General features: G+C 40.2%; 11 protein-coding genes, 1 tRNA gene and 1 pseudogene. 11 read left to right on the forward strand and 2 right to left on the reverse strand.

Translation table 11 applies throughout. From position 1 onward, the window contains the following. Positions 1-27 precede the first annotated feature (27 nt). From AC1F2U_RS15315 to AC1F2U_RS15335, 5 genes are all read left to right on the forward strand, one after another. Positions 28-915, forward strand: coding sequence for a class I SAM-dependent methyltransferase (locus AC1F2U_RS15315; RefSeq protein ID WP_480261868.1), 888 nt, complete (start codon positions 28-30; stop codon positions 913-915). Then, positions 912-1,640: an HAD family hydrolase gene (locus tag AC1F2U_RS15320; protein ID WP_480261869.1), complete on the forward strand. Its 729-nt coding sequence runs from the start codon at positions 912-914 to the stop codon at positions 1,638-1,640. Before AC1F2U_RS15315 ends, AC1F2U_RS15320 begins: the two co-directional genes overlap by 4 nt. 65 nt (positions 1,641-1,705) lie before the next feature. Further along, positions 1,706-1,778 (forward strand) — tRNA-Ala (locus tag AC1F2U_RS15325). A 473-nt stretch (positions 1,779-2,251) separates the two neighbouring features. Continuing rightward, complete coding sequence (locus AC1F2U_RS15330) at positions 2,252-2,944, forward strand: class I SAM-dependent methyltransferase (protein WP_480261870.1); 693 nt, start codon at positions 2,252-2,254, stop codon at positions 2,942-2,944. A gap of 265 nt (positions 2,945-3,209) precedes the next feature. Continuing rightward, positions 3,210-3,662, forward strand: a complete 453-nt coding sequence (locus AC1F2U_RS15335; RefSeq protein WP_480261871.1) for an Hsp20/alpha crystallin family protein — start codon at positions 3,210-3,212, stop codon at positions 3,660-3,662. 199 nt (positions 3,663-3,861) lie between these two features. Here the strand turns inward: AC1F2U_RS15335 and AC1F2U_RS15340 are convergent, their stop codons facing one another. Further along, positions 3,862-5,109 carry an alpha-L-fucosidase gene (locus tag AC1F2U_RS15340; protein WP_480261872.1) on the reverse strand — a complete coding sequence of 416 codons (1,248 nt, stop codon included), beginning with the start codon at positions 5,107-5,109 and terminating at the stop codon, positions 3,862-3,864. 598 nt (positions 5,110-5,707) lie between these two features. On the opposite strand from AC1F2U_RS15340, the gene AC1F2U_RS15345 reads away from it, so the two are divergent. From AC1F2U_RS15345 to AC1F2U_RS15365, 5 genes and pseudogenes are all read left to right on the forward strand, one after another. Further along, a complete protein-coding gene (locus AC1F2U_RS15345) occupies positions 5,708-6,040 on the forward strand; it encodes a hypothetical protein (RefSeq protein ID WP_480261873.1) in 333 nt (110 codons plus the stop codon). 157 nt (positions 6,041-6,197) lie between these two features. Next, positions 6,198-6,677 (forward strand): annotated as a pseudogene (locus AC1F2U_RS15350) (calcium-binding protein); the annotation flags it as partial. Positions 6,678-6,880: 203 nt separating this feature from the next. Next, complete coding sequence (locus AC1F2U_RS15355; protein ID WP_480261874.1) at positions 6,881-7,042, forward strand: hypothetical protein; 162 nt, start codon at positions 6,881-6,883, stop codon at positions 7,040-7,042. A 2-nt stretch (positions 7,043-7,044) separates the two neighbouring features. Further along, on the forward strand, positions 7,045-7,296 hold the full coding sequence (locus AC1F2U_RS15360) for a hypothetical protein (protein WP_480261875.1): 252 nt from the start codon (positions 7,045-7,047) through the stop codon (positions 7,294-7,296). Then, entirely contained in the window at positions 7,293-8,600 is a 1,308-nt protein-coding gene (locus AC1F2U_RS15365; protein ID WP_480261876.1) for a recombinase family protein, read from the forward strand. Before AC1F2U_RS15360 ends, AC1F2U_RS15365 begins: the two co-directional genes overlap by 4 nt. Before the next feature lie 109 nt (positions 8,601-8,709). Here the strand turns inward: AC1F2U_RS15365 and AC1F2U_RS15370 are convergent, their stop codons facing one another. Continuing rightward, positions 8,710-9,882, reverse strand: coding sequence for a hypothetical protein (locus tag AC1F2U_RS15370; protein ID WP_480261877.1), 1,173 nt, complete (start codon positions 9,880-9,882; stop codon positions 8,710-8,712). Positions 9,883-10,475: 593 nt separating this feature from the next. Here AC1F2U_RS15370 and AC1F2U_RS15375 point away from each other — a divergent pair. After that, positions 10,476-12,095, forward strand: coding sequence for an ArnT family glycosyltransferase (locus AC1F2U_RS15375; protein ID WP_480261878.1), 1,620 nt, complete (start codon positions 10,476-10,478; stop codon positions 12,093-12,095). Positions 12,096-12,108 lie beyond the last annotated feature (13 nt).

The following is a 12,108-nucleotide window of genomic DNA, read 5'->3' on the forward strand; positions in this document are numbered from 1 at the left end:
AATAACCCCTTAAAGTTCTGACAGAATATGGCAGTGCGTCAAGATACAATCTGGGAACGTTTTTTATCCCCTGTAGTGCGTCTTTTGATTGATGAAGATGGGTTACGGCGTTACGCTGATAGTATTAATTGGGAAAAAGAGAGCGATCGCTATCGGCGAGATGATGTCATAATTCCGTCGTACTACAGTAATCAAAACTTTCACGGGATTGCTGGTGGATATCTCAATTCCGATGCAGCAGTTACTTACGATCCGGTTACTCAATACGTTCTACCGCCTAATGAAAGTATTGTCCGTCAAGCTTTAGTTGATGCTGTGCAGGTGAAACCACGACGCATACTCGATTTAGGCTGCGGTACTGGTTCCACTACTTTAATGTTAAAACAAGCTTTCCCCGAAGCGGAAGTTATTGGTTTGGATTTATCACCCTATATGCTGGTAAGGGCGGAAGAGAAAGCTAGAAATGCTGGCTTGGAGATCCTTTGGCGACATGGAAATGCTGAAAAAACTGGTTTGAGGGATGCAACATTTGACTTAGTAACAGCTTCTTTGCTATTCCACGAAACACCAGATGCGGTGTCCCTAGCAATTCTGCGAGAAAGCTTCCGGTTGCTGGTAACTGGAGGACAAGTATTAATTCTAGATGGCAATCAGAAGACTCTGCGCCAGTTAGAATGGCTCAATGACGTTTTTGAGGAGCCATATATTCGTGAATATGCTGCTAGTAGTACAGAAGCGAATATGGGTGCAGCCGGATTTGAAGCAGTGCGATCGCAGGATGTATGGTGGATAAATCAGGTAACTAGCGGCATAAAACCAATAGCAACCGAAAATGTCCGTCATTATACTCCCACATCAGTAGATAATAATGATTTGGAGGGACTTGGTTCTCCAGCGTTTGGCATAATGGCATGAGTTTAAAGGCAGTTCTCTTTGATTTTAATGGTGTCATCATTAACGATGAGCCAATCCACCTGCAACTGATAGATGAGATTCTCATTGAAGAAAATCTCCAACCCCAAAAAGTCAGTGAGCGTCAAGCTTCTTTAGGACGCAGCGATCGCGCTTGTTTTCAGCAACTACTCGCTAATCGTGGTAGAGTAGCCAACGAAAACTATTTAACTCAGTTGCTGTACCGCAAAGCCCAAGCTTATACGGTGGAATTAGAAAAAATAAAGAAACTGCCTTTATATCCAGGTGTAGAAGACTTAATATTTCAGGTGCGATCGCAGAATCTGAAACTAGGATTAGTTAGTGGCGCGATTCGTACAGAAATAGAACTGGTACTCAATCGCGCTAAACTAGCCGAACATTTTAAAATTATTGTCGCGGGTGATGACATCACTACCAGTAAACCAGAACCCGATGGTTATCTACTGGCAGTAAAACGCCTAAATAAAGAATATCCCGAATTGAATCTTCAACCATACGAGTGTCTGGCAATTGAAGATACTCCAGCAGGTATTGAAGCAGCGAAGCGATCGCAAATGCAAGTTGTTGGTGTAGCGAATACTTACCCATTCCACATGCTTCAGCGCTGCTGTAACTGGACTGTTGATTATCTCAGTGATTTGGAACTCGAACGGGTGCAAAAAGTTTATTCCCAAAAACAGCCTCAACCATCGGTAACAGAATGTTAGAATAATCTATGGTGATAATGTTTTGAGTTAATGAGTAATATTACTCTTGACTTAGCACCGATTAAGGGGAATTAGCTCAGTTGGTAGAGTGCTGCGATCGCACCGCAGAGGTCATCGGTTCGAATCCGTTATTCTCCATTTGTCCATTTGTACATTAAATAATTATTGTCACTTTTAAAGAATTAATGTCCATTTTTTCCAGTTCAGGGGCATAAGTTACGTATTTTCGCGGCTTTCAGCAATTAAATCAGTTTTAAAGAATTATTGTCCAGAGTTGAAACCAGTTTTAAAGAATTATTGTCCAAAATCAGCCTGTAAAACTCGGCTAAATATATGGTTGCTAATTTAATTTATTACAGCAAGTCCAAGGCTCTTTAATTACAAGAATAGCTTTAAAGCTCTTTCTTTGCAGTCTAATTACAAAAATATACTACCTCTTGTTTTGCTGTTCTCACCCAAGCAGAGGCTCCGTACTCCTGTCAAAGTAATTTTAACTGTAACAAATCCTTGCCTGATAGTGTAATAGAGTAAACCGTAGGCATCGCTTTTCCTTATCTACAATATTTAGGGGATTCGGGAGTTTTGCACAATTGTTAGTAATGTGAGTTTTTATGTTTGAACAGCAACCTGAAGATTTACGATTTTATGTTAAACAATTAGCTACCGAAGCTGTACAAAAATTAGAACCATCGGCATGGTTTGAAGTGTTATATACCGAAGCTAAAGGTGATACAGCAAAAATTCCTTGGGCAAAGTTAACTCCTCACCCTTATCTACAAGATTGGTTGACGAATCATCAACCGTTCGCTTCTGGGCAAAAGGTGCTAGTCATTGGTTGCGGCTTGGGAGATGATGCCGAAGCTTTAGCTCATCTGGGATTTGAAGTAACTGCTTTTGATATTTCACCAACAGCGATCGCTTGGTGTCAAGAGCGATTTCCAGATTCGACTGTCAACTATGTAGTTGCAGATTTGTTAGCAATACCCTCACAATGGCATCAAGCTTTTGATTTTGTTTTTGAATGTCGTAATATTCAAGCTTTGCCGTTGAATGTGCGTTCTGGGGTTATTTCTTCAGTTGCCTCCTTTGTTGCTCCTGGTGGCACGCTTTTGCTGATTACTCGTGTTCGAGATACAGAAGTTGAACCCTCTGGGCCACCTTGGCCATTATCAGACTCAGAATTAGCACAGTTTGAAAATATGGGATTACAGCAACTAGAAAAACTCGTGTTTTTAGAATCTGAGCTTGACGTTAAGCAAGTGCGGATTGAATATCAAAGGCATTGGTGGAACCCAATCAGCTAAACCTATTCTCAAGCCTCCCACTCAACAGCAGATTAGGTAGTTGATTATCATTGGTCTTAATAGTTATGATTCTGGTTTACCGAACAAACAAATTAGAGTAAACCGTAATCTTTTTTGAGGTTTAATTAAGTGCGGTAATCATCATTTAATTAGGTGATGATTACCGAATTGACAGGAGTTTGAACCATACTTATTATGAATACATAAGCACAAAATCAAGTGCAAAAACGATTAAACAATAGCTGATTTTTTCTGAGAAAGAGTTATGGTACTAGTTCGTTACAACCCCTGGCAAGAATTGAACGCTTTAGAACGTCACATCAACGGCTTATTTGGAGATAGCAGAGTACCATCTGCACGGTCTGAAAAAGGCTTTATCAGAGTACCGGCTGCTGAGTTACACGAAACCGATGATGCGATTCATCTCAAGCTAGAACTGCCAGGACTAGAAGCTAAAGACTTAGATATTCAAGTCACCCAAGATGCTGTTCACATTAGCGGTGAGCGCAAGTCTGAAACTAAAACTCAAGACAAGGGTATTACCAAGAGTGAATTTTACTACGGCAAGTTCCAACGTGTAATTCCTCTATCTGCTAGGGTTCAAAATACCAATGTCACCGCAGATTATAAAGACGGTATCTTGAATTTGACACTGCCTAAGTCCGAGGAAGAAAAGAACAAAGTTGTCAAGGTTAATCTAGAACAACCCGCTGCATAAGTGCGAAATTACTCACCTCCAATAATTGATTGAGATAGCTAAAAGCCCAGTTAGAGATGACTGGGCTTTTTTGTATGCGATCGCTACTTTAAGGGGCTGTGACGCTCCTACGTCGCTAACGCTATGCTATCGGTGTCGCTCTCTTTTCCTCTAAGAATTGGGGCGATCGCTGTACTGTTAATGAATTTACATTAATGACTCAAGAATCAATATCAATACAAATCACTGTAACGTATGGATTAATTACTGATTCAGGTACATCAATTGTTAATTCTCCTAACGGATTAGAATTGAGGATAGAATCAATAATTGCACAGCGAGTTGTGTAGGTTAGTGCTGTGCCGTCAGCAAGAACAAACACCGATTTTACTTGTTTGATTGGTATACCCCTAACTGATATTGTCTCGTAAGGTTTCATTAATAGGTGTAGATAAATGCGATCGCCCTTACGAGTTGAGGGGCCATAAAATTGCCACGGTTCTAATCCTGGGGTTGTATCAAGTATACTTTCACAGTGGCTCCCCATCCAATCTGCTATATCTTTGAGACGCTCTAACTGCTCACGAGGGATTTGTCCATTACCCATTGGACTAACATTAAGCAAGAGGTTGCCCCCTTTGCCTGCTACTTCGCAAAGGGTATGAATCAATTGACGAGAGGATTTGAAGTTGCGATCGTCTGAATTATATCCCCAACTCTCGTTAATAGTCAGACAAGTTTCCCAAGTACGATCGGGTGGGTGAGGAGGAATAAACTGTTCAGGAGTCTCAAAATCTCCACAATTCGGAAGACGATCGTTGATGAGAATATTAGGTTGTAAATCACGAATCATTTTTGCTAATTCTTGAGCCTGCCATTGCTCTGGAGTGCGTTCCCAACTTCCGTCAAACCAAATGATGTCAATTTGACCATAGTTGGTCAATAATTCTCGTATCTGATTGAACATAAATTGGATATATCGCTCCCACTGTTGCGCTGTAGGTTGAGGTAGCTGGTCAAAGCGATAAGGTTTATCTGCTTCTGTAAAAGCTGGATAGTCTGGATGATGCCAGTCACTAAGCGAAAAATAAAGACCAATACGCAATCCTACAGAGCGCATCGCTTCAATATATTCACGTATAATATCTTTTTTATAAGGCGCAGATGCTATTGAAAAGTTTGATTCTTGCGTATGGAATAGGGCAAAACCATTATGATGTTTGGCTGTTAATATGGCATATTTCATTCCTAGACTTTTTGCTAAATCTGCCCATTTTTGAGGATTGTATTGCTGTGGATTGAAAGTATTAGCTGTGGAGTGATATTTCTCAATTGGAATATCTTTGCAAAAAGGTAGGCTGAATACACCCCCAACTAACGGCCAAGATAACTCACATCCTTGTTGAGAACTATGTCCCCAATGAATAAACATCCCCAATCGAGCTGTATCAAACCAGTTATTCATCATGGTGAAATTTGGCAATAATTCTGCTTAATAAAGGAGAAATAGCTCCCTTTGCATATTAGTACATATACAGATTTTGGTTGTTATTATTTGTTGGCTGAGGTGAAAAGGCGTAGGCGTAGCCCGCCGCAGGCATCGCTATAAAGCGGGGCGTAGCTTATCGCCCCCTTTTCCCCAGAACTAGAGACAAGCGCTTGCTTGGCGTGGGCATAGTGTAGGGTGTTATCCCGGATTTCTCACCACACCTCGAATGCAGGAGTAATGAGTAGTGAGTAAGGAGTAATGAGTAGTGAGTAAGAATGTACAAGTTCTTGCACTGGTATTGCGCCTGTTGCTCTTTTACTTATTACTCATTACCCATTACTCATTATCAAACGCTTCATAAGCTTGTGAGAAATGCGGGGTTATGTAAAGATGTATCCCTCAAAGTCTGCCGTACCAATTGCACTAAACATTATGCTAGACAAAAAATTCACGAATCACGCAAATAAAGATGACATAGTTTGATAAACAGTATCATCTTTAAAGCTAAGTAAATCCGTTGAATTGAGATCGCAACGTCTGTCTGGGAATTTTGCTATTATTTGCTACTTTGAAATATATGCAAATAATTAAAATTTCTCCATTCCAAGCATTTCGCCGGAGTGTAGCAACAGTGATACAGGTAGTTCCAAAGGAGCTACGCTATATAACAATACTGACATTAATGGGTGGTGCAGGCCCAGCGATCGCTATTTGGCTCAACAAAACGATCGTTGATGAAATTACCCGCTTATTGAGTACGGGGACAACGCAGAATGCCATCGCTGTGATACTTTCGCAACCGCTACTACTCTCCAGCATTGCAGGTTCGCTGCTAGTAAATTTGGTCAGTGATGCGATCGCTAATATCAATGCCTTTGTAGTTCTCTGCGCGATCGCATTCTGTTTCTGAATCTGTTAAAATCGGTTCTTCTGTAGAGTTGCCCTTCTTGGCAATTTGATGAGATGAAATAGTCAATTTCCGTAAGCCAATATACAACACACTACTTCGATCGTTTCATATTTTGAAGTGCTGTAAAACATGATAACTATTTTCCGGCAATGCTGGTAACGATAACCTTGTGGGTGAGAATGGTGATGATTTACTCTTTTGCGGTACTGGCAACGATCAACTCTATGGCGGTAATGGTCAAGACACACTCTTAGGGGATGCTGATAACGACCGTCTCGAAGGTGATAACGGTGATGACAAACTCGATGGCGGTGACGGTAACGACAGTCTTATTGGAGGTAACGGTCAAAATTTACTTGTCGGCGGTGCGGGTAACGATTTCCTCAACGCTGGCAAGGGAGATGATAACCTGACTGGCGGGACTGGTAGCGATATCTTTGTGTTGGAGAAAGCCGCAGGTCGGGATACAATCACTGACTTTAGTTTAGGTCAGAGCGATAAAATCGGCTTGGCTGGTTTGAGCTATAGTCAGTTATCTTTCTCTGGGAATGAGATTCGTATAGGCAATCAAACTTTAGCGGTGCTGACTGGGTTTAATACCACGACGCTGACACAAAACAATTTTACCTCCGTTTAAGAGTATTGGGTGGGCAAATGTTTGCTCACCCTACAAATTGGCTAAATGCATCGACGTGCAACTTAGGTGCATCGAAGAACAACTTTGATGTATCGACTTGTAACTTAGATGCATCGAAAAGCACCTTTATTGCATCGGCTTGCAACTAAGTTGCATCGACCTGCACCTTTAATGCATCAAAGAATACCTTTATTGCATTAAAGTTGCAAAAATTAGCTTTGCTCAGTCTTTATGGAGTAGAGGCGATCGCATTTTCTTTTGATCTCAAACGCGATCGCATCTTCGCCCATAAAGCCTATTTAATCAAACGCGCTTCAAACAACAGGAATCACCCCATGCTTAGTTGCGATCGCGTATTGATGTAGTAATGCAAGATTACGCTCGTTTTCCAACTACTGTGCGGGAGAATGTTACTTTTGGGGATTTACTTAAAATAAAAGATGACGACGCGATTATGGAAGCGATGCCTGCGGCGGGCTACGCCTACGCTGAGGCTGGTTTGGCGAGAGTAATTTCAAATCTCGATCGAGGTTTGGAAACTCTTTTAGGCAAACAGCTAGAAGGTGGTATCGATCTATCAAGAGGACAACTTCTTTGTGAGGCTGCGCTAAACCTTTGAAAATAATTGCCTACTCTTACACCGATCCGTTATTAGAAACTTCTCCCGATCGAGCCGATTGGGGATGGGAGGTGGATCGGGTTTATGAAGATTTGGGCAAGCCAGACTCTTCTTTGCGATCGCAATTACAACAATTATTCACAGATTGCCAAGCTGAACCAGCAGATTATCTCCTGATTCGTCGGTTAGAAGAATTGGGTGATACCGTAGAGGAAATTAGCGATCGCCTCAATCAACTCGAAGTCATGGGAATATCAGTAATCGCCACTGAACAACCCTACACTTCCGAAAATTACCCTCTGGGCGCTGACTTGCTGAATTTACTACACGCAATCCAAAGTCAGCAACGCAGCCGTCGCATCCGCCAAGGACACGCCCGTAATCGTCTTGAGGTTGCACCGCCACCCGGCAAAGTTCCCTACGGCTATCGCAGAGGTAAGGGAAAATATACCATTGACCGCAGTACTTCACCAGTAGTCAAAGATTTTTTTGAACACTTTTTACTCTATGGTTCCCTGCGGGGTTCAGTGCGTTACTTGGCGAAAAAATACGGCAAGAAAATCTCTGTAACCACAGGAAGACGCTGGCTGACTAATCCAGTTTATCGCGGCAATACAGCTTACCAAAATGGTGAAATTATCTCCAATACCCATATTCCAATAATTTCTAAGGAAGAAGCAGCCCAAGTTGACCGACTTTTACGGCGTAACAGCCGTTTACCATCCCGAACTGCTAGCGCACCGCGTTCTCTGGCTGGGTTGGTTGTCTGCGCTGAGTGTCAGTCGCATCTGACAGTTACCCGTGTTACCCAACGCAACCAAGATAAAGAGTATCTTTATTTACGTTCTACTAGCTGTCCCCAAAGCCCTAAGTGTAAGGCTATTCCCTATCAACAGGTGTTGGAACATACCATTGAAACCGTTTGCCGTGATTTACCTCTGGCGGTAGCAGGAATGAATTTTCCTCAGTTGGATGCATTCAAGAATAGTTTAGGACAAGCGATCGCTCGTCAGCAAGAAATACTTGCTCAGTTACCCGCTTTAATTGAAACTGGAATTTTAGATGCCGAAACAGCAAAGTTAAGGGCTTACAAACTCCGCACAGAAATTTCTGCACTCGAAGCAAAGTTGGCAATTCTCCCTCCAGTTAACTTGCGTTCTGTTGCTCAAGCTGTTTCAATACCACAATTTTGGTTAGATTTGTCGGAAACAGAACGAAGATTTTACTTTCGAGAATTTATTAGGCAAATTGAAATTGTTTGTCAGAATAAAGAATTAAAACTCCAAGTTATTTTTATTTTTTGATTTACAGCTATTTTCAGGTAAATAGACCACATCTGTTGTAGGGGCCAAAGGTCTTGCACCCCTACAACAGATGTGGTTCAAATACATGAAAACTGCTTTAATTGAAACGCTATTTTTGAGACGGTTGATCCTTAGTATACGCAACAGGTTTTGGACCTGCATTCCGCACATTAATAACTTTATTGAGGATATCAAACCAAAAAGGCGCACCCATAGCAATAGCAAAACCACTCACTAACCAACCGCAAATTAATTTAAAAACCTGTGAAATTCTGATGTAAACTCTATTCGATTTCGTCGTATCTAATAACTCAAACTGTTGATTAATATTTTGCCATCCAATCGGTATAGAAGAATTTCCTAATAATTTTTCAATATTCTTTCTGGCTGCTTCATTATTAATATAATCGATTTGTTGACTACTTGCACTTTGAATAATAGTAGAGCGGATAACTGAATCCTCCGATAGTCTTTTAACCAAGTGAAATGTATCAGTATTGGTTAAAAAGGCAACTAATATTCCAATTAAAATAGCAACTCCTTTGGCATTTCGCTTATAAACACCGCTGGCTCGATCCATCGAGCGATCGAACCATGTTTCTACTTCATTTTTAAATTGATTTACTTCCTCTGTGAGATCGCTAACCTTTATCCTGCTACGTTGAGCAATTACACTCAGGCTCTTAATTAAATTATTAGGAACTTCATCAGGTAACTCTTTATTAACAAAATCTATAAATTTCTGATCGATCTCTCCATAAATTTCTTGAATTTTTGTGTAACTTGCACTATTTGGATTATTAATACCTTTTTTAAGTTCTTTATAAGAGGCTAATATCATCTGTAAGTTGGTTTTTGCTTCTTCACTAGGATGTTTAACGTAATTAATTAACTGGGGAATTTTTAAAGCATCTAATAAAGTAATTGCAAATGTTTCAGAAGGTAAATAGGAAGGGCCGCTTTGTTTTTCTAGGACTATTTTATCGGGTTTTTTAGTAATTTCCTGGAAATGCTTTTCTACTTTACCCTTGGCTTGTTGATTCAAGGTATTAATCAAAGGATCGTTATAAAGTTTCTGTACTAAATGGATTGCATTAATAATATCTGATTTGTCACTTTCACTACCACCTGATAAAAGTAATTCAATTGAAGTTCTTAAATGTTTAACTCTCCATTGTAATAATGTGGCAATTAGTTCTTGGATTTCCGAAGCTAGCAAACTCAAAATCAAGTAAATAAAAACCATGCCAAGAGTAATATCTACAACTACAGGTAAATTCATTGACAGTCTCCAATAATTTTTTAGCTGTTTTTTGTTATCAAAATTGCTTAAAAAATTGTATCTCATAGATATCTAAATTCAAGAGTTGCTTAATTAAAATTAAAAAAGCAAAATCAGTTTATTTAGACAGGCTTATTAAAAACTATTTTCAATTAATAATTTTTGAATTTAATTTATTACACAATAAATAATTATTTTTTTTGTAAGACTACTATTCAATAACTTGATAGGCAAAATTTTTAAGTATTCAGTATACAATTTAATTGGTGTAGCAATCAGTTAAAAACTTTTTGGACTTAGCCAGATAAAATTTAAACTAAGCGTCACCTTCAACATAAAATACAAGTTTATTTACGGACTATATAACAGGTAATAAATAATCGATGGCTTGTATTATTTTTAGCATTTATTGACTTAAATGTTATTTAAATAACCAATTTTTTTTTGAAAAATAGCGCTAATTATAAAAAATTGAGTTAATCTTGGAAACTAGCAATTGTTAAGAACATACGTTGTTACTGGGTGGCAACATGGGAGATTCGCTAGATGTCTCTATGTAATCAAACCAGCAAGTAAAATGATTACCAGAGAATATGCAAGAAGGAAGCTTTATTTGGAGTCATCTGGAAAAACAGCATCGCACGGTTGGCAAATGGATTGATTGGGTATGGCTAATAGTATTGCTGTTGGCAGCAGTATTACTGTTTAGCATCAATCTGGGAGGGTTGCCGTTGCGAGATTGGGATGAAGGTACTGTGGCACAGGTTGCTCGTGAAATTTGGCACGCCCCAGCAGGTTCAATGCGTTGGCTTTACCCAACCTTAGGAGGCGAACCATATCATGACAAGCCGCCTTTGATGCATTTGCTGATAGCTTGGGCTTATTCTCTAGGAGGCGAAAATGAGTTGACAACGCGCCTACCTGGAGCAATTTTAACAGCAACATCTGTACCTTTACTGTATTGCATTGCTCGAGAGATATTTCGCCAACGTTGGGCTGCTATTTATAGCGCCTTGATTTACCTAACAATGCTACCCGTGGTACGTCATGGGCGGCTGGCAATGTTGGATGGGGCAATGGTAAGTTTTTTGATGGTGATGATGTTGTGCGTGTTGCGATCGCGCCGAGATTTACGTTATTGTCTTGGTGTTGGCATTAGCTTTGGGTTTATTTGTTTAACTCAAGGACTGCTAGGTGTATTACTCGGTGCGATCGCAATTGTATTTCTGTTTTGGGATACGCCACGATTGCTCACTTGTTACTATCTCTGGATCGCAATCTTAATTGGCATTCTACCTGTAGCTGGTTGGTATAGTGCCCAACTAATTCACTATGGTTATACTTTCGCCCAAATTGGTATTGCCAACCCATCACTAGGCCGAATTGGCTCAGTTGTAGAAGGGAATTCTGAACCACCTTGGTACTATGTGATTGAACTTCTCAAATACACATGGCCGTGGTTATTATTCTTACCACAAACTGTCCGCTTAACCTGGGAAAATCGCAACCTTAGCTGGGCAAAACTAGTAATGGCGTGGAGTGGGGTTTATCTACTGGTAATTTCTTTCATGATTACCAAAGTTCCCTGGTATCTATTCCCGATTTACCCTAGTTTAGCTTTAGCTTTTGGTATCCAATTATCAGATACGGAAAATTCGCCTTTACTCTCATCTTATCCCCGTGCTTGGGTTGCTGGTTTGGCAATTCTTGCTGTGGCTGCTTCTGCTGGTAGTATTTATTTCAGTTCGGGTATAACACCAAAAACAGACTTACAACTGATTTTTGCCGCCGTAGCTTTAACTATGACCTTAGCAGCTATTTTGGCAGAACGAGGCGACGGACAATTTCTGAAGATTTTGTTTTGGGGAAGTTATATTTCGCTGCTGCTGTTAATGAAATCTAACTACTGGGTTTGGGAATTATCTGAAGCCTATCCAGTGAAACCAGTCGCCGCTATGATTGTACGGGCAAATCCAGCGACGCGGAAGATTTACACATCTTTTCCTTACCATCGTCCCTCGTTGGATTATTATAGCGATCGCACCATCATTCCCGCTTCTGTTGGTGAACTGGAATATTATTGGCACTACAACGGCCAACCCTATTTCCTGCTTAATCTATCTGATTTCAACAGTCTTGAACTAGAGTCGATGAAGCTAATTGACCAAGCTGAAGGTTGGAAATTAGTCACAAAAGATATTAATCGGCTGTAAATATGGGGCATTG

Source organism: Nostoc sp. LEGE 12454, assembly GCF_056620565.1.